The organism is Streptomyces sp. NPDC002809 (genome assembly GCF_040295435.1).
Classification (GTDB): domain Bacteria; phylum Actinomycetota; class Actinomycetes; order Streptomycetales; family Streptomycetaceae; genus Streptomyces.
In genome coordinates, this window is the sequence record NZ_JBEOVJ010000021.1 from 79,539 (window position 1) to 102,549 (window position 23,011).

Below are 23,011 nucleotides of genomic sequence, written 5' to 3' on the forward strand. Positions count from 1 at the left end.
GATCGCCGCGCAGGTCAAGAGTGCCGCCGAAAGGCTTCCGGCTCAGGCGAACCGGAGACACATCCATTGGTCCGCATTGTCGAGCGGCCGGAAACCGGCCTTCTCGTACACACCGTGGGCATCGGCCGTGGCGAGCAGGAACCTGCGGACACCGGTCGGAGCGAGATGGTCGCGCGCCGCCGCGACGAGCCTTCCGCCCAGACCGTGCCCGCGGGCCGCGGGGTCCACGTACACGTCACAGAGCCAGGCGAACGTCGCGAGGTCGGTCACCACACGGGCGTATCCGGCCTGTTCGCCGGATACGCGGTCGTAGACACCGAAGTTCAGCGACCCGGCGATGGCGCGATCCTGGTGTTCCCTGGTCCGCCCCATGGCCCAGTAGGCGTCGGTGGAGAGCCAGTTGTGAACCCGGGCAGCGTCCAGCCGGCCGGGGTCGGACGATATCTCGTAACGTTCCTGAGGCATTTCGGTCATGCCCGGACCCTATCGGCCGGGGTGCCGAGCAGGCCCTCCCAGGCAGCGCACAGCCGCCGCACGCCTTCGGTGATCTCGGCGAGACCGGCGACCGCGACAAAGCTCAACCTGACCTGGGGCGAGGGCGGTTCGGCGCAGAAGTAGGGACGCCCCGGCGCGATGGCGACGCCGCCGCGCAGGGCCGCGGCGACCATGGCCGACTCGTCCGCACCGGCGCCGGAATCGGGCAGGCGCACCCAGAGGCTGCCGCCGCCCGCGGGGATGTGCGGGAGCGCGAGGCCCGGCAGTTCCTGGCGCAGCGCGGTGATCATGGCGGTGCGGCGGATGCGCAGCTCCGCCGATACGGAGCGCAGATGACGGCCCCAGGCGGGAGAGCCGACGAGTTCCAGCGCGGCCTCCTGGAGCGGCCGGGAGACGAAGAGGCTGTCGACGACCTGGATGGCCCGCAGCCTTTCCAGGACCGGCCCCCGGGCCGCCAGGGCGCCCACCCGGAAACTGGGCGAGGTGGCCTTGGTCAGGGAACAGACGTGGACGACGACACCGTCGGGATCGTCCGCGGCCAGCGAAGCGGGGAGCGGTCCGGCGTCGTCATGGACGAGATGGCGGGCGAAGTCGTCCTCGACGACGAACGCCCCCGCCTCCCGGGCGATCCGGACGACCTCGGCACGCCGGCCGCCGGCGAGAACGGCGCCCGTCGGGTTCTGGAAGAGGGGCTGGCACACGAGGACACGGGCGCCGGTGGCCCGGAAGGCCGCGTCGAGGAGATCGGGCCGCACACCGTCGGCGTCGACGGGGACGGGCACCGGGCGCAGCCCGGCGGCCCGGGCTGCCGCCAGCATGCCGGGGTACGTGGGCGACTCGACGAGGACGGGCGCGCCGGGCTGGGCCAGCGCCCGCAGCGCGGTGGCCAGGGCGCTCTGGCCACCCGCGGTGATCAGCACGTCCGCCGCCGTGAGCGCGGGGCCGATCTCACGGGCGAACCAGGCGCGCAGTTCGGTGAGCCCGTCGGTGGGCGGCCGGCTCCAGGCGCCGGGGCGGCGGCCGGCCCGGGCGAGGGCGGCCGCCATGGCCCGCTCGGGCTGGAGCGAGCTGTGCAGATAGCCCCCGTTGAACTCGATGACCCCGGTGGGCGGCGGCGTCAGCGTGACCAGGAGACCGGAGGCGTCGACCGTACGGGGCACCACCTCGGGCCCGCCGTCACCGCTGAGCGACACCTCCTGCCAGGAGGTGTCGGCGGGCGGGCGTACACCTGTGGGGGGCTGCGCGCGGAATGCGCCGGAGCCGGGACGGGTGACGACGAGCCCCTCGGCCGCCAGCTGGGCCACGGCCCGCGAGACCGTGACGGGGCCGGCCCGGAAACGTTCGACGAGTGCACGACTGGACGGCAGCTTCTCACCAGGTGAGTAGCGGTTCAGCTCACTCCGGAGTACTTCAGTCAACTGGGCGACACTGCTACGCTCTTGCATGACAGCACAGGATAGCGCTACTGCCGGACCCGCAATAGCGGTCGGCCCGGCGGGAACCGGGCCGGCATCGAGTGGCCCCTCACCCCTCGCGTCCCCCGATTCCCTCCCGGCGAGCCGGAACGGCACCCTGCTCGCCCTGCTCGGAGTGGTCTCCTTCTCGCTGACCTTCCCCTCCACCGCCTGGGGCCTGGAGAGCTTCGGCCCCTGGTCCCTGGTCGCGCTGCGCACCCTGCTGGCCGCCACCGTCGCCGGTGCGGTGATGGTCGCGGCCCGGGTGCGGCTGCCCGAGCGGCGGCACTGGGCCGGTCTCGCGGTCGTGGCGGGCGGGGTGGTCGTGGGGTTCCCCCTGCTGACCACGCTGGCGCTGCGGACCTCGACCACCTCGCACGCGGCGGTGGTCGTCGGCCTCCTGCCGCTGACCACCGCGGTGTTCTCCTCCGTACGCACCGGATCGCGGCCTTCCCGTGCGTTCTGGACCGCGGCGCTCGCCGGGGCGGCGGTGGTGATCGCCTTCACCGTGCTGCAGAGCGGCGGCGGCCTGTCGGCCGGGGATCTCTACCTGTTCTGCGCGCTGCTGGTCTGCGCCGCCGGGTACACGGAGGGCGGCCGGCTGGCGAGGGAGATGCCGGGCTGGCAGGTGACCGGCTGGGCGTTGATCCTCACTGTGCCGCTCGCGGTGGCGGGCGCCGCGATCGCGCTGCCGTACGAGCCGGTGCGGCTGACCGCGCACGGGGTGATCGGACTGGTCTGGGTGTCCGTGGCGTCGACCTTCCTCGGCCTGTACGTCTGGTACCGCGGCATGGCCGAGATCGGCGTCGCCCGGGCCAGCCAGCTTCAGCTCGCACAGCCGCTGCTGACGCTCATCTGGTCGTTCCTGCTGCTCGGCGAGGAGGTCGCCCCGGCGGCCCCGGCGGCGGCGGTCGCCGTCCTCGTCTGCATCGCGGTCACCCAGCGCGCCGGAGCCCGCCGGTCATAGACTTGTCGACATGGAACGCCACCCGTGAGGAGGTCACTCCCGATGGAGGCACACACGGGCGACCGGTTGCTGACGCACGGCAGGACCGTGGGGCAGCACGACCGGGTCGCAGAGATCGTCGAAGTGCTCGGTGACGGGGGGACTCCCCCGTACCGCGTCCGCTTCGAGGACGGACATGAACACCTGATCGCCCCCGGCCCCGACAGCGTCGTCCAGCACACCGCCCGGGACCGGGACCCGGGAACCTGAGGACGGCCGGCCGCCGCCCCGCGAGGCGCCGCAGCGGAACGGGGCGGCCGGTCAGCGGGGCGGGCGCGCCCGCGTCCGGTAGTGGTCGGCCACCACCCGGTCCATCGCGCCGATCCGGTCCGTGACCACGCTCTTCCCCGAGAAGTAGACGTGGCCGCGGACCTGGTCGTACGCCGCGGCGAAGCCGATGTGCCGGGACAGCTCCGCAGGGTCCTGCCAGGCCGCGGGCTGGGCCGGGTCGCCGGCCTTGTACAGGGCTTCGCCGATGAAGAGGTCCACGCCCGTGCCCCGGACCACCTCGCCCCACCAGGGGACCAGTGCCGCGTAGTCGGCGGGAGCGAAGCCGATGTTCCAGTACAGCTGCGGGCAGACGTGATCGATCCACCCCTTCTTGATCCAGCCGCGGGTGTCGGCGTACAGGTCGTCGTACGTCTGCACGCCCGCCTCGGTGCGGGAGCCGAGCGGGTCGGTGGAGGCGTTGCGCCACACGCCGAACGGGCTGATACCGAACCGGACCGCCGGCTTGAGCGCCTTGATCCGCTCGGACATCTCCCGCACCAGCTTGTCGGTGTTGGAGCGCCGCCAGGCGGCCCGGTCCGGAAAACCCGCGCCGTACTTCGCGTACGCGGCACCGTCCGCGAAGCTCTGGCCGGCCACCGGGTACGGATAGAAGTAGTCGTCCCAGTGGACGGCGTCGATGTCGTAGCGGCGGACCGCGTCGAGCATCGCGTCCTGGACGAACGCGCGGACCTCGGGCAGTCCGGGGTTGTAGTAGAGCTTCCCGCCGTACGGCACGACCCATTCGGGGTGCAGCCGCGCGGGATGGCGGGCGGACAGCAGGGAGGGATCGGCGTGGTTGGCGACCCGGTACGGGTTGAACCAGGCGTGCAGCTCCAGGCCCCGGCTGTGCGCCTCCTGCACGGCCGTGCCCAGCGGATCCCAGCCGGGGTCCTTGCCCTGGACCCCGGTGAGGCACTTGGCCCACGGCTCGTACGGTGAGGGCCACAGCGCGTCGGCACTGGGACGGACCTGGAGAATCACCGCGTTCAGCCGCCGGGCGACAGCCTCGTCGAGGTACGCGATCAGCCCGGCCCGTTGCGCCGCGGCCGACAGACCCGGCTTCGACGGCCAGTCGACGTTCTCGATCGTGGCCACCCACATGCCCCGGAGATCGCTCCGGAGCACATCACGGGCCCCGCCGGGCAGGCCTGCGAGGGCCCCGTCCCGCACGGCCGCGGCGGCGTCACCCGCCATGACGGCCGAGGCCATCACCCCCGCGACCGTACCGACCGCACCCGTGACGAACTTCCTTCGTTCCATTTGCCGCATATCGCCGCACCTGCCGTCCCTGCACTCGCCTCCGCGGCCCCGGAATCCGGGCGTGAGACCGAGCATGCCCGCCCCGGCCCGCGATCTCCGGTAAGGGCGACCGGCAAACGGGGGAAGCGGGAGCGAGGCAGGTGCGCGCCCCCGGCCCCTCGGCCTCGCCCCCCATTTACCGGTCGCCCCGAGGCCCGGAGTAACGTCGTGGGGTCGTGGTGGAGCCCGGAATCAGACGGAAGCCGCCGACCGGAGAACAGCGAAAGGCACGAGGTGACGGACTCTATGGCCGACATTGCACGCGTCGGAGTGGTGGGATGCGGCCAGATGGGCGCAGGCATCGCGGAGGTGTGCGCCCGCAGCGGCCTCGACGTCAAGGTGGCCGAGACCACCGGCGAGGCGCTGGAGATCGGCCGCACCCGGCTCCACAACTCCCTCTCGAAGGCCGCCGAACGCGGCAAGATCACGGCTGAGGAGCGCGACGAGACCCTCGCCCGTCTCAGCTTCACCACGGACCTCGGTGAGTTCGCCGACCGCGATCTCGTCATCGAGGCCGTCGTGGAGAACGAGCAGGTCAAGACCGAGATCTTCCAGGTGCTGGACCAGGTGGTGACCCGGCAGGACGCGATCCTCGCCTCCAACACCTCCTCGATCCCGCTGGTGAAGCTGGCCGTCGCGACCTCCCGCCCGGACCAGGTCATCGGCATCCACTTCTTCAACCCGGCCCCGGTGCAGCGGCTCGTCGAGCTGATCCCGGCACTGACCACGTCGGACGAGACGGTCAAGCGCGCCGAGGCCATGGTGCAGGACATACTGGGCAAGCACCCGATCCACGCCCAGGACCGTTCCGGTTTCGTCGTCAACGCGCTGCTGATCCCGTATCTGCTCTCCGCGATCCGGATGTTCGAGTCGGGCATCGCCAGCCGCGAGGACATCGACAACGGCATGGAGATGGGCTGCGCCCACCCGATGGGCCCGCTCAAGCTCGCCGACCTGATCGGCCTCGACACGGTGGCCTCGGTCGCCGACTCGATGTACGCCGAGTACAAGGAGCCCCTGTACGCCGCTCCCCCGCTGCTCCAGCGCATGGTGGACGCGGGCCGGCTCGGCCGGAAGACGGGGTCGGGGTTCTACCCGTACGCCTGACCGCCCGCCCGCGGGCCCGGCGCTCACGCCGCCGGGCCCGTGGGGGCACGTTCCTCGAGGTCAGGGCCGTGTGCGGCCCCGAAGAGCCTCGTCTCCTAACGTCGACCCGACGCCGTGCCGGAGCGCTATGGAGCGACGGCGCGGATGCGCGGGCCCGATACCCTGGGCCTTTCAGCGCTGTCGCAGCCTTCCGTGCTTGTACTGCGAAAACTCCCTCGGATGTCCCTCCGACAGAGCTGAAAGTCCCTGAAAAGTCCCTGGCAACTCCGACCCGGGATCTACGCATTACGAGACCGAGAGCGATCATGCCAGGGAATGCCCTGCCGTACTGTCTCGTGACATTTTTCCTGGTCAGAGCATCGGCAGCAGCTTGGCCCGTGCCACCTCGTGCCGCACCGTCCAAAGGCGTCTGTCCACCGCCCGTCCACCGGCGAGGCCGATCGGCCGCTCATCCCCGTCAGACCTCGCGGCTCTCACCGAGGACCGCGCACACTGGCCGGAGGCACTACGGCAACTGTGCCTTTCCCACAACGCACGGCCACCTGGCACCTCCGTAGGACCCGCCATTCGAAACGCATCGGAGCCCTGGTACCAGTGGCGCCTTCGATGCACTGCTACACCCTTCACCGGCCCTGACCCGCGTCGGCAGGGCGTACTGCTGACACTGCGAACCAATGGCGAGCTCTCATAGCGCCACTACGGCAGTCCCGTGCCCGTCCTGTGTCTGCTCCGGCTTCCGGACCCCACTGCCGAATCTCTCGGTCAGGCGCGCCGCAACTGGCGCCGTTCACCGAGGGAGGACGGGTACTGCGGACTGCGCCACTACTTGCAAACCGGCATCGACGGGTACGCCGGAAGATGTCAACGGCGGACGGGGTGCCGGCGGCGCGGGTCCGGTGGTCAATCCGCGCGGCAGGACGTGTCCTTCGTGGGCATCTCGCCCTCGACGAGGTAGCGCGTGGTGGTGTTCAACGCGCAGGAGTTCCGGCCCAGGACGTAGACACCGTGCCCGCTGTCGTCGACGCTGATCAGCCGTGCGCGGTCGCCGAACTTCTCGCGCAGCATCTTCCCGCCCAAGTGCGGGGTCGACGCGTCCAGCCGGTTCTGTAGGAGCAGCACGTTGCGCGGGCCTTCGGCGTGGACCTCCACGGGCGGTTCAGCAGGGGTGTACGGCCAGAAGGCGCAGGGGGTGATGTTGGCGGTGGCGGCGCCGTACAGCGGGTAGCGTTCGCGGTCCTCGGCGACGCCTTGCCGGTAGGTGTTGATGTCCTCGGGCCACTCCGCGTCGTTACAGGTAACGGCGAGGAACACGGTCAGGGCGTTGTCGGTCGGCGACAGCGTGCCGTCCGCCGTTTCCTCGGAGGCGGCCGTCAGACCGCGGGCCGCGGCCTCGTCGCCTTCGAGCAGCGTCTGCCAGGTCTGCGCCAGCGTGGGGTACTGCGTCTGCTTGAACAGGTGGCCGAAAGTCAGGAGCCGGAAGAGGTTGCCGTCGATCCCCGCGACGGGAGCCTTGTCGAGCCTGCCGGCGATGGTGAGGTAGGACGCCCGTACCTGCCCAGGTGTGTGGCCCAGTCCGTAGCTGTCGTGCCGGCGGGCGGCCCACTTCGCGAAGTCCGGCAGGGTCTGCTCCATGCCGAGCGCGTAGCGGCGCATGCCGTCGCGGTCGAGGTGGGTGTCTCCGATGTTGCTGTCGAGCACGATCCGGTCGGAACGCTCCGGGAACATCGACGCGTAGGCGGCGCCGAGGGCCGTGCCGTACGAGTAGCCCAGGTAGCTGGTTTTCTCCTCGCCGAGCGCGGCCCGGATCCGGTCCAGGTCGCGGGCGGTGTTCGCGGTGGTCAGGTGGCGCAGCCGGCCATCGTCGTCGTTGTCCGTGCACTGCTCGGCTGCCCGCTCAGCGACTTTCGCCTGCGCGGTGACCGCGGCGTCATCCACCGCATAGGGCGGGATGTTGGAGTAGTAGGGGCTGTCTGTGGTGAAACCGCAGCTGACCGGCGTGGAATGACCGATCCCCCGGGTGTCCATGCCGATCAGGTCGTAGCGGTCGGTGACGCTGCTGGGAAGGCCCTGGGCCACCAGCAGCGCGGACAGCGCCAGCCCGGATCCGCCGGGACCGCCCGGGTTGAGCATGAGGACGCCGCGCCTCTTGTACGGGTCGGTGGCGGCCAGCCTGGAGACGGTGAGGTCGATCTGCTCGCCTTCCGGCTCGGCGTAGTCCAACGGCACGCGCACGGTGGCGCACTGCAAGACGGTCGGAGCGGCTTCTGCCACGACGTCGTCGGGGCACTGACCCCACTTCACCTGAGGCGTTTTCGTCTCCTCGGCGGCGGCGGGCACAGTGATCAGTGACGCGCCCAGGCCGATGACAGCCAGGAGGGCCAGGTTTCGGCCGACACTGCTTCGTCGTTTCATGTCCAGTCTCCGCATATCGGTGCGTGGGGCGTGGTCGCGACCATCCCACTCCCTGCCCCTGGGGCACGGTCAACCGGTGGCGAGCCGGAACCGGACGGAGTTGACCGTGCCCCAGGGGCAGGGTTTTCAATGGCCGCCGGGCACGATCCTGGAGAGGGGGCTCCTGGTGGCGTGGAGTACCCGTCGGCTGGCGGAACTCGCGGGGACGACGGCCAAGGCCGTCCGGCACTACCACGAGATCGGCCTGCTGGACGAGCCGGAACGGGCGTCCAACGGCTACAAGCGCTACGGCGTCAGCCATCTGGTGCGCCTGCTGCGTATCCGCAGACTGACCGGCCTCGGCGTGGCCCTCGCAGATGTCCCCGCGGTCGAAGGCGGTGATGAGAGGGCACGGCAGATCCTTCGGGACCTGGACGCCGAACTCGCGGCGGACATCGAACGCCGACAGCAGATGCGGCGGGACCTGGCGGCCATCATGGACAATCGGGCCGCGCTCGACATGCCCCCGGACTTCAAGACGCTTGCCGACGACCTGCCCGAAACCCAGCGATCCCTGCTGGTGGCCTACTCCAGCATCCTCACGCCCGAAGCGATTGCCGCCCTCCAAGAACAGCTTTCGGGACCTCGCGGCGACCTCGAAGCGGAGTTCGCGGCGCTCGAGGAGGATGCTCCCGACGACGTACGGCAGCGGCTGGCCGAGCAGATGGCTCCCGAAGTCCGCCAGCAGCACCGGGCCCACCCCACTCTGGCCGACCTCGGGCTGGCCTCGCACCGAGAAAGGGCGCTTGCGGACTCGGTCGCCGTGCACGCACTGGTCGAGTTCTACAACCGCGCGCACCTCGACGTGCTGCGACGCGTTCACACCATCCTCGTCGAGAACGACACCGCAGGGAGCGAGAGCGACGATGCCCAGTGGTGAGGGCAGCGCCGGGCAGGAGCACACCGCATCTGTGCGTCCGCACAGGCGTCGTACCGGCCTACAGAAACGAGGCACGTGCGGCTGTGGACCACACCGACTACGGTTCGCTGATGTCCAGGTGGTAGTGGCAGTGACGACGGCTCTTTCGCGCACTCGTCACACCATCAGGCGCGCACTGGGCCGCACCCACCGAGTCACGAAGCGGCGCTCTGAGCACGGTCACCGTGGAGCATCCACATCGGACAGGAGCCCGTCGAGCCGCTTCATGACGTCCACCTGGGCTGGATTGTAGAGATCGCTGATGGCTTTGCCGATGGTGCGGCCGGTGTGCTGTCGACCGCGCGGGGCATCTGAAGCCAGGTCGCTGAGCCCGGGATGGCGGGACCGTAGACCCAGGACGTAAGGCACGAGACGCTCGGCGAGACTCTGGCGGGTCAGATCGTCGGCATCGGCGGGAAGCTCGTTGAGTTCACGTGCCACGGGCTGCGGCTCCTGCTGGAGCAGGTCGGCATAGGCATCCATCCCACTGGGCCCGAGGACCGTACCGAGGACCGTGACGAAGGAGCGGTCCGGGTCAGGAAGCTCGGCTGTCTTGTCCACAGAGGCGAAGCGGAGGGGAAGATCGCTCGCGGCTCGTCCGCGCAGGAGGGCGCCCACCTCGGCACGTGCGTGTTGCAGACGTTCGATGGTGGCGGCCAGCTCAGCGTCAAGAGCCCGCAGGTCACGCGGATCGGGACCCGAATCCGGGTCCTCGTCCATGTCCGCGATCTGGGAGAGGGAGAAGCCCAGAGCGGTGAGGCGCTTGATCCGGAGGAGCCGGACAAGATGACTGACGCCGTACTGTTTATAGCCGTTGGATCGGCGCTCCGGCTCCTCGATCAGGCCGATGTCGTGATAGTGCCGTACGGCCCTGAGGCTGACGCCGGCCAGCTCCGCCATCTCCCGGGTGCTCCACGCCATGATCGAAATCTCCCCACCGTCCGCTGCTCCGACGCGGCCACGTCGCGAGCCCCATTGAAAACCATGACGCAACGGCAGGCTGGGGCAGGTCAGAGCGTACGAGCGTGCTGTCCCGGCCTCTTGGCGATGTGCGGAGACCACCGAGGTTCAGAAGAAGACCGGTGGCTGCGGGTACCTGAAGGGAACACGACGCCCGCAGGAACTCCATGGTCCGCCAGCCCAACATCATCGCCGAGGTCCCCGCCCTGCTGATAGCCGTGCGGTCATTGCGTCGTCGAGGGCTCGGCGGCTGTCGACACTCATCGGTCCGGTCCGATCCGCACAAGGGCGTACACCACGCCGTTCTCGTACCCCCACTCATCAGGGGAGCCGGTGCAGAGAAGTGGTTGGTTCGGTTCACGGCCGAGTCCGGGCCCGGAGATCAATGAACCGTGGGTGGCGCTGAGATCGAACATGGTCGTCCAGCACAGCTTCGGGATGCGAGGCCAGGTTTCTCTGGAAGCCCGGTGGGCCCGGATGAGGGTGAGAACACGTCAGCGTCCACGGGGCCATAGGCAGTGTTGAAGGTGTCCAGCCAGGACAACCAGTCCCGCACCCCCGCCGCGCTGCTGAAACGAACAGGGGCTGCCGAGTACGGGCGGATCGCCAGGACTCTGCACCTGCTACGGGTGGTCGACCCGGTCGACGACACCTGCCGGCGGCAGATGAACCGGCAGCTCACCGTGCAGGAGTCCCACCACAAGCTCGCCCGCGACATCTGCCTCGGCAAGCGCGGGCAGATCATGCAGGCGTACAAGACGCCCAGGAGGACCAGCTCGGCGCGCTCGGTGTGGTGCTGAATGCCGCCGCGCTGTGGACGACTCGCCATCTCGACGCCGCATTCGAGTTACGGGCCCTGCCCGCCGAGGAGCGCGAGCACGACGTCCTGGACGAAGACGTCGCCCGCGTCTCCCCGCTCAAGCACGCCCAACCTCAACGTGCCCGGCCGCTAGTACTTCACCGCCAGGATCCCCGCCGTCCGCGCACTGTGCCCGCTGCGCGATCCTGACCCGCCGGAGCTGTACGAGGACGACGACGGGAACGGTCAAGAGTGACGGGCAGGGCCTGGCCGGTGGCGCACCGCGCGCGGCCCCCGGCTCAGGGTGACCGCGGGGCGACGTGTCGCAGGCCGTCGAAGAGGAGGGCGGTGATCTGCCGGGCCTCGACCAACCAGCCCTCCGTGGCGCGCATTCCGCAGATGCCGCCCAGGGCGCGCAGAAGGGTGGAACCTGTGACGTCGTCGCGTACGGTGCCGGCCGCGCTGCCGGCTTCGAGCAGCAGGGAGAGGGCGTTGGCCATACGGGTGCGTGCATCGTCGAAGACGTGTGAGTCCGTTGCCATGATGCTTTCCAGCACACTGGACATCCCCTTGCCCACCGCCGCGTGGTCCACGAGCAGCAGCAGGAAGCGCCGCAGTGCCTCCTCCGGGGCGTGCTGGTCCAGCAGGACGCCGGGCGTGGCGCACAGGTCGTCGACCTCTTTGCGGTAGACCTCCTCGATCAGCGCGTCGCGGGTTTCGAAGTGGCGGTAGAGCGTTCCGACGGCGACGCCGGCGCTGCGGGCGATGTCCTCGACGTGCGCGTCGGTGTCGCCGCCGAGGAACGCCTGGCGGGCCGCGGACAGCAGTGCCTCGCGGTTGCGTCGCGCGTCGGCACGCAGCGGGCGTGATTGCGGCAAGAGAACCTCCATAAGGTGAGTCCAGCTCCGTTTACGGTGTACCTTTTCCGGAGTCAGGTTCATCTTACGGAGGAGAGACCCCATGCCCATCACGGACAACAGCCTCGACGGCCTTCGGGTACTGGTCACCGGCGGCAGCCGGGGCCTGGGCGCGGCGACCGTGCGCCGCTTCGTCGCCGCGGGCGCGACCGTGCTGACGGCCTCCCGCAGCAGGCCCGAGAAGGACAGGGGTGCCACATTCCTTGCGGCGGACCTCTCCACGCAGCAGGGGGTGGCCGAACTCGGCCGCCGCGTCGTCGATGAGGTGGGCGGTGTGGACGTGCTCGTGAACAACGCGGGCGCGGCGAGCGCCCCGGCGCCGACCCTGAGCCGGTCGGACGAATCCTGGCGGGCGGACCTGGAGATGAACCTCCTCAGCGCCGTGCGCCTGGACCGGGCGCTGGTGCCGGGAATGGTTGAGCGGGGCTCGGGCGTCGTCGTGCACGTCTCCTCGATCGCCAGCCAACTGCCTCAGCGCACCGAGGCGTCCTACGCCGCCGCCAAGGCCGCGCTCAACACCTACAGCCGCGAACTGGCCACCGAGGTCGGCGAGCACGGCGTGCGCGTGGTCTGTGTCCTTCCCGGCTTCGTCGTCACCGACGGCGCCACCGCCCACCTGAAGCACATGGCCGAGAAGCAAGGCATCACCACCGAGGAGGTCACCCGGCAGATCGTGGAGCACCTGAACGTTCCCATGGGCCGCCCAGGAGATCCCGAGGATGTCGCCGAGATGATCGCCTTCCTCTCTTCCAGCCGCGCGAAATGGCTCACCGGAGCACAGTTCCGCGTCGACGGCGGCATCATCCCCACCGTCTGAGCAACCACCGACAACACGAACAGGACACCCCCATGCCCATCACCCTGGCGTCCGTGATCATCGACGCCGCCGACATCGAGAAGGAAAGCTCCTTCTGGCACCGGCTGCTCGGCGGTTCTGTCACTCCCACGCCGACCCACCACTTCGTCCAGGCTCCTGGCCTCCCGGTGGTCGTGGTCCAGTCCGCCCCCGGACACACCGCCCCGAACTGGCCGGACGGCACCTCCCAGCAGATGCACCTCGACTTCGGCGTAGACGACCTCGCAACCGCCGACCGCACGGCCATCGACGCCGGCGCCACCCGACTGCGGCCCACCGACGAGGTCACCCCGGAAACCCGGACCGTTAGCCGGGTCTACGCCAGCCCGGCCGGCCACCCCTTCTGCCTGCGCTCAACCTGAGCCGGTCGCCGTCCACCGAGCCGCCCCTGTCGTCAAACGATGGCGAGCTCAAGCGGTCAGCGCATCACCGCAGGTGAGCAGTGTCGGCAACGCGCGTCGGGAATCAGCGTCGGTGAACGGTCCGGCCGATAGATTCCGACACGTGCTCATGGGCTACGCGCGGGTCTCGACCGCCGTCCAGAACCTCAATCATCAGATTGACGCCCTGCTGCGGGTTGGCGTCGACCGCGACCACGTCGAGCAGGGCATCGGCCACGAAGCCCCGACCGGCCGTTTGCGGCCGGTGACACGGTCCTTACCGGCACCCGTATACCGACAGCGACGACCCGCACGGTCGCGTCTCCGCCGGCCCCTCCGGCGCTGGGGTGGCGGCGTACGAATTCCAGCTTCGGATCAGGCTGGTCGATCGGAGGCATAGCGGGCGAGCGTGGTCTCTACCGCTTGCTCGACGGCGTAGCGGATGTCGGAGGCTGTGGGGTTCCAGTCGGTCAGCAGCATGCGGGGCCACAGGACGTAGTTGGCGATCATCCCGAGGAACTGGTTGGCGGCGCTCTCGGCGTCCGGAACGTCGGCGTTACCGGCCTCATGCTCCGACTCCAGGTAGCGCTGGACAGAGGTGAAGTAGGGCAGCTTGCCGAGCTGGAACTGCATCCGTCCCAGTTCGGGGAAGCGAGGCAGCTCGGCGATGACGATGCGGAACAGGGCTGTCATGCCGGGCCGGCTGATCAGGTCGGCGTAGCGGTGGCCGACGGAGGTCAGGCCGGAACGCAGATCTCCGGCCTGAGGTCGCGCCACGGCGTCGGTGGCGTCACGCTGCCATGACTCGGTGACGATGGCCTCGAAGAGGGCTGCCTTGGTGGGGAACTGCTTGAACAAGGTGGACTTCGAGACTGCCGCCCCTTCGGCAATGCGCGCGAGGGACGTGCCGTCGTAACCGTGGTTCAGGAAGAGGTCCGTGGCCGCGGAGATGATCGCCTCACGCTTTTGCTGGGCGAGACGGCGGTGGTGTGCGGAGAGCTCTGCTGCCATGCGTGCAGTATGCCCTAGATCCGAGGCGAGTCACTTGACTCGCCTCTTCGAGGCTGCCTACGCTGCAATGAAAAGGCGAGTCAAGTGACTCGCCTCTTATGGCGGTGCCCGATGTCTCTCCGGTGCCGTGTGATGAGGGAGTAGCGGATGACAGCCGACAGGATCGCTTTGGTGACCGGTGCGAACCGTGGTCTGGGCCGGAGTACGGCTCTTGCGCTGGCGGCGCACGGGGTGCGGGTCGTGGTCACTCATCGCGGTGATGTGACCGGGGCCGAGGAGACGGAGCAGCAGGTGCACGCTGCGGGTGGGACCGCCGCTGTCGTGCGTCTCGACATCAGCGACGTCTCCTCTTTCGGAGCCTTCACTTCCGAACTGAGCGGACTGCTTGAGCGCTGGGGGGCTTCGCGGCTCGATATCGTGGTCAACAACGCGGGGGTGGGTGTCTTCGGCCCACTGGAAGCTGTCACGACCGACGACTTCGACACGGTGTTCGGCACGAACGTTCGGGGCACGTTCTTCCTCATCCAGTCGCTTGTGCCGCTGCTGGCGGAAGGCGCGCGCGTCATCAACGTCTCGTCGTCGTTGACTCGCCACACCAGCCCCGCGACCTCCGTCTACTCCGCCTCAAAGGCCGCCGTCGAGGCCCTGAGCCGCACTCTGGCCGCAGAACTCGGCCCCCTAGGTATCCGGGTCAACAGCATTGCCCCGGGGCCGACCGCCACCGACTTCAACGGCGGTGCCATGCGGGATGACGCCGGTATGCGCCAAGGGCTGGCCGGGCAGACCGCGCTTGGCCGCGTCGGCGAACCCGAGGAGATCGGCGACGCCATCGCCACGCTGGCCTCCGACGGCCTGCGCTGGATGACCGCCCAGCGCATCGAGGTCTCCGGCGGTGCCCTCCTGTGACCGACCGGGCGGGTCTGTTCCGGGTCACGGGCAACGGCGCGCCGGATCCATTCCGCGCCAGTCTCGTCTTCATCCAGCTCCGACGAGTCCGGGTCGCGCAGGGGGCGTAGAGCGCCGCCGGCCGGGGCGCCGACGGCCGGGGCGCCGACGGTGAAGCTGTAGCGGCCGAGTAGGTTCAGGTTGCGGTGCTTGAGCGGGGAGAGCCGGGCGATGTCCTCGTCCCAGATCTCGTGGCCCTCGGCGCGGAGCTGGGCGACGGCGGCGTCGATGTACTTCGTGGTCCACAGCACGATGGCGTTGAGGACCAGGCCGAGCGCGCCGAGCTGGTCCTCCATCCCGTCCCGATACGCCTGGTGGATGGTGCCGCGGTTGCCGTGGCACACGTCCCGGGCCAGCTTGTGGCCGGACTCCTGGACGGTGAGCTGCCGGTTCATCTGCCGGCGGTAGGTGTCGCCCACCGGGTCGACCACCCGCAGCAGGTGCTCGGTCTTGGCGATCCGCCCGTACTCGGCGAACGCCGCGCCGAGCGGAGTGGTTCAGGGCCCGGTGCAGCTGCTCCAGCACGCACACCACATACGCGTCCCGGTCCACCGCGCCCTGCGGCAGATCGGGGTTGGCGTACACCGCCTTGCGCCACGCCGGCGGCACGAGCTTGTCGTCCACCTCGCGCGGCAGCAGCGGCTTGACCCCCACCTTCCGCCGGGCCAGCGCCGGCAGGGCGCGCACCCCGGCCAGGACCCGCTTGCCCGCGCTCGCCGCGTCCAGCGCCTTCGACTCGCCCAGCAGCGCGAGAAACGGGCGCACCGTGGCGTACCGGTTCGCGAGCGCGGCCCGCATGGCGACCTCGGCCGAGTTCTCGTCCTCGGGCACCAGCGTCACCACCGTGGCCGCCGCAGTCATTACGGTCGCGCGCGGGGCGACTTCCTCCACGGCTGCCCAGAGCGCGGCCACATCCAGGTCCGTCTCCTGCTCCTCGACCAGCTCCAGCTCTCTGACGCCGCTCCGTGTACCGCTTGACCACCGACGGGTCCTTGATGCCGAGCTGCACGGCCAGGTGCTCGATCACCGGCCACGGCACAGCGAGCGGGTCCTCCAGGAACAGCCCGGCGTACCGAACCGTGCACATCTGGAGTGCGAGCCCGAGCCGGTGATGCTCCGTTCGCCGCAGAGCGATCAGGTCCCGGTCCACGTCGCCCAGGAAAAAGAACCGCTCCAGCTCGGGCCTCGTCGGCTCCTCGGCGAACGTCCCGTACGCCTCGGCCTGACCATCGCTCAGAGATTCCACCGGCACGAGCCGGACCGTAGCCAGCCCCAGAACGGGCCCGGAGCTTTCCCCCGAACCCCAGCGGCGAAGTGGATCACTGTGCTAGACCACCATGATCGTTCTCACCGATCACCGCCGCACCGATGTTCCCCGAGGCCGTCGAGGCCCGTGGGTTCAGCGGAACTGAAGCTTGTTCAGCGGGAACTCGAGGGTCGGTCCGTGTGCGTCGGCTGGGGGCATCCGTGGGTTCGGTAGGAACGTGGGGGTGAGCTGCGTGGTTGCGCAGACTATCCCTGGGCGGTGGGGCGAACCACGATGTCGCCTACATCGACACCGTCCGGCTGCTCGATGGCGAAGGCGATGGCGCGGGCCACCGCGTCGGGCGAAAGAGCGGTCTCCATCATCTTGTCGATCTGGGTTTTCACCGCCGGATCCATGCGCTCTGCGAAGTCCGTGCGGACGGCGCCGGGAGAGACGACGGTGACGCGCAGGCTGTCGCCGGCCTCTTGCCGCAAGCCCTCGGAGATGGTGCGGACGGCGTTCTTCGTGCCGGCGTACACCGACTGGAGCGGCACGATACGCAGTCCGGCGGTGGACACGGTGTTGACGAAGTGCCCGAAGCCCTGCTCCCGGAAGACGGGAAGGGCCGCGGCGATCCCGTACAGGACCCCTTTGAGGTTGACGTCGATCATCTCCTCCCAGTCCTCGACGCGCAGGTCATCCAGACGGGAGATCAAGCCGATCCCGGCGTTGCTGACGAGGACGTCGAGCTGGCCGTATCGATCGCTCGCCAGCTTGACGAGGCCGGAAAGGTCCTTGCGTCGCGTCACGTCCGTGCGGGCCCAGACGGCTTCACCGCCGGCCTCTTCGATGCGGGCGGCCAGAGCCTCAAGACGCTCCGGACGGCGTGCCCCGAGGACGATCTTCGCACCGCGCTCGGCGAGCAGAAGCGCGGTCGCCTCGCCGATGCCGCTGCTGGCTCCCGCGATCGCCACGACTTTGCCTTCGATTCCCGACATGATGGACAGTCCTTCCAGCGGAGGAGCGGGGGGCCGTGCCCTACAGTGAAAGTGGAGGCTCGGCCACTTCGTTCACACTAAGTGGCGGAGCCTCCACTTAGCAAATGGAGACAAGGGAGAGCCACTGATGGCCCGGGATGCAGGACGCCCGCTGAGGGCTGACGCACAGCGGAACCGGGAGAAGATCCTGGCCGCCGCGGTGCACGTGTTCACCGAGGAGGGACTGGATGCGCACTTCGAGCGCATCGCCAGAGAAGCGGGCGTGGGAACCGGCACCCTCTACCGCAACTTCCCGACCCGGGAAGCTCTGATCGAGGCGGCGTACCGCAACGAAGTGGCCCGGCTGTGCGACGCCGTCCCCGGTCTCCTTGCGGCGATGTCACCGCCTGAGGCGCTGCGAGCCTGGACCCGCCGCTTCATCGACTACGCCACCGCCAAACTCGGCATGGCCGACGCCCTGCGAGCCGTCGTCAACTTGGGAACCAATCCCTACGCCGAAAGTCACGAGATGATTCAGACCGCCCTCTCCTCCCTCATGGACGCCAATAGCGCTGCCGGAACGATCCGGTCCGACATCAGCCCGACCGACATGTTCGCCGCCCTCGCCGGCATCGCCCTCACCTCGGCTAAGCCCGAGCAGCGAGAGCAGGCCGAACGCCTTCTCGACCTCATCCTGGACGGACTGAAACCCGTGCCGTCGCGGCCCCCCGAAAACTGACGCCAGAAGCCCGGACATCATCGAAGCTGCTGTTCAGCGGCCTGTTCCAGTAGTGCTCGTGCGGAGTCCGAGTAGCGCATCGCGGTCTTCTCGTCGAGCCCGAACACCTCGGCGAGGTGGAGCGGATCGGGCCCGCGGGTCAGGGCCTCTTCGAGTTGCCGGTCAACGCGGAGCCGTTCCAGCGTCGCGTCCTGCCCGCGCATCGCAGCGCTGATCCAGTGGTTGCTGGCGCGGCTGGTCTTGGTGGCGGTCTGCTTGTTGATCAGCAGGTGGAGATTCGCGGTGTTCGGCCACCGGCTTCGCTGGTGCTCCAGCCAGTCCAGCAGCAGTTTCAAGGTGAGGTCGTCGAGCGGCCGGACTCGCCCGGCGATGGCCAGCCGGCGGTTCCCGAGATCGACATCGTCGAGCATGAGCGTGCCGATCTGAGCGACCCGGGCGGCGTGGATCGCCGCGAGGGCGAGGATGAGCCGCGTCGCCGGGGTGGTGGCCACCGCGACAGAGCGGTCGACCTGATCGGGGACCAGCAGTTGCAGCACGGCGTACTCGTACTGCCCGACCTTGATCCGGCCGGTCGGGTTGCGGAAGATCAGCCCATTCCGCTTGGCCCAGATGAATAGCGAACGCAGGGCCACGAGTTGGTCATGCCGCTGCCGGCCGCGCAGTGTCTTGACGTAGGTGAGGACGTCGTCGCGGGTCACTTCCCGCAGGTGGTCGTAGCGGTTCGACCACTCCAGCAGCGCCGGTCGGGCCCGGTTGAGGTAGAGCCAGACCGTGCCCTGTTGCCGAGGCAGGCTCCGTGGGCCGCCGTCGCGCAGAACCCGGGTCCAGCGTTCAGCCTCCGCAGCAATGCCGGGGGCGAGACCCTTCAGACGATCTGCGAGCCAGCGTTCGAAGGACGGTTCACTGTCGTCCAGGGAGATCCCCATCTCCTCAAGGACCGTGATGACGTGACCAACCCGCAGGTCGAGGGCACGGAGCGGGGTGAATATCTCACTGTGGCGGATGACGTCGCCCTCGACGTATCCGGTGAGCACGACGGCCAGGCCGCGGTTGACAGCGAAGCGGATGCCGCGTCCCCAGCCCCGGGCTCGGGCTCGGGCTTCGGCGAGTTGGTGGGCGAGGTGCTTCGCCCTGGCCAGCCATGGGCTGGCCAGGTCGGCGGCGGCCGGGTCGAGCCGTCCGAAACCACGCGGAACCTGCTCGAACAGCGGTAGTTGCCTCCAACCGGTTCTCGGCTGTGAGCGCGACATGGGTGGTGGCCTGCGGGATGCTTCTCGCGCCTTGACGTGATGCAGGGCGGTGAGAGCTGATCCTCTGCGGTAGTGCAGTCCCACGAAGAAGAGCTGCTGATGGCGCACGGCCTGAAGCCACGGGGTCATCACCTCGTCGTTGACGGTCGGCATACTGGTGGCGGTCTTGGCGTTGGGTCGGGCCTGGCACCAGCACAGACGGCAGCACTCCCACTTCAGCGGCTGGACTCGCCGGCAGCCGATGCAGACGGCCGTCTCGTGGCTGCGGCCGAACATGTAGCAGGTGTGACAGAGCCGACCGCGAAACTCGCCCCAGGCCAGGCAGCCTGAGCAGGAGCTGGTGGGCTTGACGTAGCCCTTCGGGAAGCGTGCCATCAGTTCACTCCGGTGGGAGGGATCGGCCGTCCCGGCACTTGGGGATCACCGCCGGTGTGGCAGTCCCCGCGCTGACCGCCACTCGTCGGCCTCCGTCCGCCCTGGGCGGCTGACCTTCTCCGGCTCGGGGGTCAGCAGGTCGCCGATGTCGACGTGCTCATCGAGCAGGTTGCCCCCGACCGGCCCGGTCCGCACAAGGGCCAAGGGGCATACATCAATCTGCTCTCGCACCCCTGCCCTTCGAGGGCAACCGGTGCAGAGGGGTGCTTGGTTCGGTTCACGGCCGGGTCGGCCTGCCGGGTGTTTCGGGGCCGACGGAGAGAACGTGATCGACGGCTGCGTTGAGGGTCTCGATCTCGGCGATGAGGGCGGATTCGCGGGTAGGCAGGGCGCGTTCGAACGAGAGTCCGTTGAGGATGGTGAGAAGGAACCTGACGTGGCGAGTGTGGTCTCCCGGGGGCAGTGCGCCTTCCTCGGCGAGCACGGTCAGCCAGTGTTCGACCCGGCGCTCCGCCTCCCGCTCGAGGCGGAGGTACGCGGCGCGTACCGGTTCGGTCGGCTCGGGCTCGATGAAGTTCCGGTACGTGGCGCCCCATGCGGTTCGCGCGTCTTCGTTGGTGCCGGTCAGGGCGAGAACCTGCCGCAGGCAGTTCAGCAGCCGTTCGCGGGGCGCCAGGGTCTGATCCCGGATCGGGTCGCCGGGCAGCAGGTGTTCGTAGATCCGCTCGAGCAGGCTGTCCTGCAGCGCGCGCTGAGTGGGGAAGTGGAACCTCAGGGAGCCGATGCTCACTCCCGCACGCGCGGCGACGGCTCGCACGCTCAGCTTCGCCGCTACATCCTCGGCGATCATCTCCGCAGCGGCCTTGAGGATCTTCTCGCGTGTTTCCATGTCCCGCTCTCCTTCGCTTCTCCCAGCGCCTTTCACTGTACTAGTACGCCGTACTAGTACAGTGTGCTAGCGTCCCCTCCAACACGCTGTACTAGTGGCGGTGTGGCCGATGCGCACAGGAAGGGCGGATCATGGCGATGAAGCAGTGGGCGGCATCAAGGCGCCTCAAGCCGGGCGACGGCAGAGAACTGCAGCGGTTCCGCTGGTGGCAGCTCCCCGTGCGCTCCCTGTTCTGGTTACGGCTTCCCGGTGACGGCGGGCAGGAACGCCTGCACGCCGTCGACGTACGGCACTGGGCGCGGTTGGACAACAGCAGGATCCGGGCGCATCTGTTCCTGGACGGCAGGCATGTGGCCGAGTCGAAACTGCCCGCACTCTTCCCTGTCGACGGGGGCCTCATCGAGGTGGCGATGAGCGGCTACGGCGTCAAGCGCTGCCACTATCGCCCCTGGGGCGGACAGCCGTCTCAGCTCACGCCCGACCCTGCCTCGGCGGAGGGGCGGAGGGCGCGCTTCGGTGCCCGCCATCCGGGACTGAGCCGGGCGGTCGCCATCGGATCGGCGTTGCTGCTGGTCATAGGTGTGGGACTGAACCTGTTGCAGCTCGCCGAACCCGTCTCTCACATCCCCCCCGTCACACAGCGGGTCGGAACATTCGTATCGCCGATACACCTGCCGATCTGGCTGAACCTCGCACTGGGGGGCGGGGCCGTTCTGGCGAGCATGGAGCGCGCACTCCGCCTGCGGTACTCCTCCCTGCTCGACGCCGCCGGTCACTGACTCATCGAAGCGAGGAAGGCGCGACCACGTCACCCCTCTTCGGCCGGCCTCTCGCGCGACCGGCACGGCCAGGCTGCAGGGAATGGCACACGTAGGACGAAAGGAAGATGATCATGATCCGGTTGAGGCCACGGGCCGCCGCCAAGTACGGGGCTGCGTTCGCCACAGCCCTGATGGTCCTGACGGGTTGCTCATCCGGCACCTCGGGACTGCGCAGCACGTCCGCAGCGGGCGCGTCGGCTCCGGTCCGCTCCCCGGACCCGCTCACTTGGAGCACGTGCGGGAAGGACTTGCAATGCGCCACGATCAAGGTGCCGCAGGAATACATCGAGCCCGAGGGCGCGCAGATCCCGCTCGCGGTCATGCGGCACCGGGCCACTGATCCCGACCAGCGCATCGGCAGTCTGATCTTCAACCCGGGCGGACCCGGGGTCGCCGCCACCGAGACACTGCGTAATCTGCCCAACACAGCCGGCACCCCGGGCGCTTTCTCGCCCGCTGTGCTCGCCAGATTCGACGTCATCGCGATGGACCCACGCGGCGTCGGCCAGTCGCAGGCCGTTCGCTGCCTGACCGACCAGCAGCGAGCCGACGCCGCCGGTACCTCCTTCGCCCCGGCGATCCCCGGGGGCAAGCCTCTGCCGCGACTGCTGGCCGATGCCGCCGCGTTCACCGACGGCTGCGCCAAGCACCAGAACAAAAAGTTCCTGGCCAGCCTGTCCACCGACAACGTGGCCCGCGACATCGACCAAGTCCGCGCCGCGCTCGGCGAGAAAAAGATCACGTACTACGGCTTGTCCTACGGCACCGTGGTCGGCCCGATGTACGCCACCCTCTTCCCTCACCGCGTCCGCCAGATGGTGCTCGACGCGCCCGTCGACACCAACCAGTGGTTCGGTAACTCCCTCCCCTTCCAGAACGACGTCGCCGTGGCAAGCGAACGAACCCTCAACGCCTGGTTCAAGACCTGCCGCGCCGAAGGGGCCGCAGTGTGCCCGTTCGGGGCAGGTGACCCGGAGGCGGCGTTCGACACGCTCATGGACACGTTGGAAGCGAAACCGCTGAAGATCGCATCCGCCAAGGGGGACGCCACTCCGATCGGCGAACTCGACGGTGCCATGGCCCTGGAGACCACCCGAGCCCTGGCCGGCGACCAGAACACCTGGCCCTTGCTGACCTCGGCGCTGCTGGCCGCGCAGAAGGGCAACGGCGCACCCCTCTACACCCTGTGGAACAGCGTCACGGTATCTCCCTTCCCCGTCCCCACCGCGATGTTCGAAACCCACACAGCGGTACGCTGCGCCGACTCGAAGACCCCGTCCGGCATCGCCGCGCACAAGGCCGCAGCCACCAAGGCCACTACTGAGGCGAAGCGGATCGGGACCCGGGCCGCCTACTCCGCTCTCAACTGCGCTCGGTGGCCCGCGCCGAACAAGGACCGCGTCACCAAGCCGCTCACAGGCGCCGGTGCGCCACCGGCACTGGTGGTCGCAGGCCGACTGGACCCCGTCACCCCCCACCACTGGGCCGAGAACATGACCCGGACTCTGGACTCCGCGGTCCTGCTCACACGTGAGGGAGTCGGACACGGCTCCTACGGCATCAACTCGTGTGTCGACAGAGCAGTTGACGCCGCATTCCTCCACGGCACCCACCCCACCGACGGCACCGTGTGCAAAACGGACACGCCCGCGACCACCCGCCCCCTGGTCCCTGCGAAGCGGTGAGTCGCAGCCGACCGTCACCCGCCCACGCATACGCACGGCACGACCTCAGAACAGCGGAATGACTTAGAGGATGTCTCACGTGGTGAGTTTCGCGAGCCTCTTGTAGCAGGTGAGGGCTGCTGCGAGGCCGAGGAAGGCGAGGAAGTGGCTGCCTTTTCGC

22 protein-coding genes and 3 pseudogenes are annotated in these 23,011 nt (G+C 69.1%); 11 read left to right on the plus strand and 14 right to left on the minus strand.

Annotated features, from left to right (window positions below):
* Window positions 1-42: 42 nt before the first annotated feature.
* The gene (locus tag ABT025_RS15630; RefSeq protein WP_350994156.1) at window positions 43-474 is read right to left on the minus strand and encodes a GNAT family N-acetyltransferase; all 432 of its coding nucleotides are present in this window, start codon (window positions 472-474) and stop codon (window positions 43-45) included.
* The gene (locus ABT025_RS15635) at window positions 471-1,940 is read right to left on the minus strand and encodes an aminotransferase-like domain-containing protein (protein WP_350994158.1); all 1,470 of its coding nucleotides are present in this window, start codon (window positions 1,938-1,940) and stop codon (window positions 471-473) included. Before ABT025_RS15635 ends, ABT025_RS15630 begins: the two co-directional genes overlap by 4 nt.
* Between ABT025_RS15635 and ABT025_RS15640 the strand changes: the two genes are divergently transcribed.
* Both ABT025_RS15640 and ABT025_RS15645 read left to right on the plus strand, forming a co-directional pair.
* Window positions 1,939-2,916 carry a DMT family transporter gene (locus tag ABT025_RS15640; RefSeq protein ID WP_350994160.1) on the plus strand — a complete coding sequence of 326 codons (978 nt, stop codon included), beginning with the start codon at window positions 1,939-1,941 and terminating at the stop codon, window positions 2,914-2,916. The genes ABT025_RS15635 and ABT025_RS15640 overlap by 2 nt on opposite strands.
* Before the next feature lie 42 nt (window positions 2,917-2,958).
* Entirely contained in the window at window positions 2,959-3,165 is a 207-nt protein-coding gene (locus ABT025_RS15645; RefSeq protein ID WP_350994162.1) for a DUF1918 domain-containing protein, read from the plus strand.
* 51 nt (window positions 3,166-3,216) lie between these two features.
* On the opposite strand, the gene ABT025_RS15650 is transcribed toward ABT025_RS15645, so the two are convergent.
* Window positions 3,217-4,494: a glycoside hydrolase family 10-like protein gene (locus ABT025_RS15650; RefSeq protein ID WP_350994164.1), complete on the minus strand. Its 1,278-nt coding sequence runs from the start codon at window positions 4,492-4,494 to the stop codon at window positions 3,217-3,219.
* A 276-nt stretch (window positions 4,495-4,770) separates the two neighbouring features.
* Here ABT025_RS15650 and ABT025_RS15655 point away from each other — a divergent pair, with 276 nt between their 5' ends.
* The gene (locus ABT025_RS15655) at window positions 4,771-5,631 is read left to right on the plus strand and encodes a 3-hydroxybutyryl-CoA dehydrogenase (protein WP_350994166.1); all 861 of its coding nucleotides are present in this window, start codon (window positions 4,771-4,773) and stop codon (window positions 5,629-5,631) included.
* 900 nt (window positions 5,632-6,531) lie between these two features.
* On the opposite strand, the gene ABT025_RS15660 is transcribed toward ABT025_RS15655, so the two are convergent.
* Window positions 6,532-8,043, minus strand: coding sequence for an alpha/beta hydrolase (locus ABT025_RS15660; RefSeq protein WP_350994168.1), 1,512 nt, complete (start codon window positions 8,041-8,043; stop codon window positions 6,532-6,534).
* 166 nt (window positions 8,044-8,209) lie between these two features.
* Between ABT025_RS15660 and ABT025_RS15665 the strand changes: the two genes are divergently transcribed.
* Window positions 8,210-8,962, plus strand: coding sequence for a helix-turn-helix domain-containing protein (locus ABT025_RS15665; RefSeq protein ID WP_350994170.1), 753 nt, complete (start codon window positions 8,210-8,212; stop codon window positions 8,960-8,962).
* A gap of 219 nt (window positions 8,963-9,181) precedes the next feature.
* Here the strand turns inward: ABT025_RS15665 and ABT025_RS15670 are convergent, their stop codons facing one another.
* Together ABT025_RS15670 and ABT025_RS15675 are read right to left on the minus strand one after the other, a co-directional pair.
* The gene (locus ABT025_RS15670) at window positions 9,182-9,922 is read right to left on the minus strand and encodes a MerR family transcriptional regulator (protein ID WP_350994172.1); all 741 of its coding nucleotides are present in this window, start codon (window positions 9,920-9,922) and stop codon (window positions 9,182-9,184) included.
* Between the two features lie 421 nt (window positions 9,923-10,343).
* Window positions 10,344-10,538 (minus strand): annotated as a pseudogene (locus tag ABT025_RS15675) (hypothetical protein); the annotation flags it as partial.
* A 10-nt stretch (window positions 10,539-10,548) separates the two neighbouring features.
* On the opposite strand from ABT025_RS15675, the pseudogene ABT025_RS15680 reads away from it, so the two are divergent.
* Window positions 10,549-11,016 (plus strand): annotated as a pseudogene (locus ABT025_RS15680) (Tn3 family transposase); the annotation flags it as partial.
* A 43-nt stretch (window positions 11,017-11,059) separates the two neighbouring features.
* Here ABT025_RS15680 and ABT025_RS15685 read toward each other — a convergent pair.
* Complete coding sequence (locus tag ABT025_RS15685) at window positions 11,060-11,638, minus strand: TetR/AcrR family transcriptional regulator (protein WP_350994174.1); 579 nt, start codon at window positions 11,636-11,638, stop codon at window positions 11,060-11,062.
* An 82-nt stretch (window positions 11,639-11,720) separates the two neighbouring features.
* On the opposite strand from ABT025_RS15685, the gene ABT025_RS15690 reads away from it, so the two are divergent.
* Together ABT025_RS15690 and ABT025_RS15695 are read left to right on the plus strand one after the other, a co-directional pair.
* Window positions 11,721-12,494 (plus strand): oxidoreductase, encoded by a 774-nt coding sequence (locus ABT025_RS15690; RefSeq protein ID WP_350994176.1) that lies wholly within the window; start codon window positions 11,721-11,723, stop codon window positions 12,492-12,494.
* Between the two features lie 32 nt (window positions 12,495-12,526).
* On the plus strand, window positions 12,527-12,895 hold the full coding sequence (locus tag ABT025_RS15695) for a VOC family protein (RefSeq protein WP_350994178.1): 369 nt from the start codon (window positions 12,527-12,529) through the stop codon (window positions 12,893-12,895).
* 103 nt (window positions 12,896-12,998) lie between these two features.
* Here ABT025_RS15695 and ABT025_RS15700 read toward each other — a convergent pair whose 3' ends face one another.
* Together ABT025_RS15700 and ABT025_RS15705 are read right to left on the minus strand one after the other, a co-directional pair.
* Window positions 12,999-13,151: a hypothetical protein gene (locus tag ABT025_RS15700; protein WP_350994180.1), complete on the minus strand. Its 153-nt coding sequence runs from the start codon at window positions 13,149-13,151 to the stop codon at window positions 12,999-13,001.
* Between the two features lie 137 nt (window positions 13,152-13,288).
* Complete coding sequence (locus ABT025_RS15705) at window positions 13,289-13,924, minus strand: TetR/AcrR family transcriptional regulator (protein ID WP_350994181.1); 636 nt, start codon at window positions 13,922-13,924, stop codon at window positions 13,289-13,291.
* 147 nt (window positions 13,925-14,071) lie between these two features.
* On the opposite strand from ABT025_RS15705, the gene ABT025_RS15710 reads away from it, so the two are divergent.
* The gene (locus ABT025_RS15710; RefSeq protein WP_350994182.1) at window positions 14,072-14,830 is read left to right on the plus strand and encodes an SDR family NAD(P)-dependent oxidoreductase; all 759 of its coding nucleotides are present in this window, start codon (window positions 14,072-14,074) and stop codon (window positions 14,828-14,830) included.
* 71 nt (window positions 14,831-14,901) lie between these two features.
* On the opposite strand, the pseudogene ABT025_RS39495 reads toward ABT025_RS15710, so the two are convergent.
* From ABT025_RS39495 to ABT025_RS15720, 3 genes and pseudogenes are all read right to left on the minus strand, one after another.
* Window positions 14,902-15,360 (minus strand): annotated as a pseudogene (locus ABT025_RS39495) (Tn3 family transposase); the annotation flags it as partial.
* Window positions 15,261-16,121 carry a DUF4158 domain-containing protein gene (locus tag ABT025_RS15715; protein WP_502971953.1) on the minus strand — a complete coding sequence of 287 codons (861 nt, stop codon included), beginning with the start codon at window positions 16,119-16,121 and terminating at the stop codon, window positions 15,261-15,263. The pseudogene ABT025_RS39495 and the gene ABT025_RS15715, both read right to left, overlap by 100 nt.
* Before the next feature lie 260 nt (window positions 16,122-16,381).
* Window positions 16,382-17,113, minus strand: coding sequence for an SDR family oxidoreductase (locus ABT025_RS15720; RefSeq protein WP_350994185.1), 732 nt, complete (start codon window positions 17,111-17,113; stop codon window positions 16,382-16,384).
* Between the two features lie 127 nt (window positions 17,114-17,240).
* On the opposite strand from ABT025_RS15720, the gene ABT025_RS15725 reads away from it, so the two are divergent.
* Window positions 17,241-17,831 (plus strand): TetR/AcrR family transcriptional regulator, encoded by a 591-nt coding sequence (locus ABT025_RS15725; protein ID WP_350994187.1) that lies wholly within the window; start codon window positions 17,241-17,243, stop codon window positions 17,829-17,831.
* Window positions 17,832-17,848: 17 nt separating this feature from the next.
* Here the strand turns inward: ABT025_RS15725 and ABT025_RS15730 are convergent, their stop codons facing one another.
* Window positions 17,849-19,456 (minus strand): site-specific integrase, encoded by a 1,608-nt coding sequence (locus ABT025_RS15730; protein WP_350994189.1) that lies wholly within the window; start codon window positions 19,454-19,456, stop codon window positions 17,849-17,851.
* 277 nt (window positions 19,457-19,733) lie between these two features.
* A complete protein-coding gene (locus tag ABT025_RS15735) occupies window positions 19,734-20,345 on the minus strand; it encodes a TetR/AcrR family transcriptional regulator (protein WP_350994191.1) in 612 nt (203 codons plus the stop codon).
* Window positions 20,346-20,476: 131 nt separating this feature from the next.
* On the opposite strand from ABT025_RS15735, the gene ABT025_RS15740 reads away from it, so the two are divergent.
* Window positions 20,477-21,124 (plus strand): hypothetical protein, encoded by a 648-nt coding sequence (locus ABT025_RS15740; RefSeq protein WP_350994193.1) that lies wholly within the window; start codon window positions 20,477-20,479, stop codon window positions 21,122-21,124.
* Window positions 21,125-21,237: 113 nt separating this feature from the next.
* The gene (locus ABT025_RS15745; RefSeq protein WP_350994195.1) at window positions 21,238-22,851 is read left to right on the plus strand and encodes an alpha/beta hydrolase; all 1,614 of its coding nucleotides are present in this window, start codon (window positions 21,238-21,240) and stop codon (window positions 22,849-22,851) included.
* Window positions 22,852-23,011 lie beyond the last annotated feature (160 nt).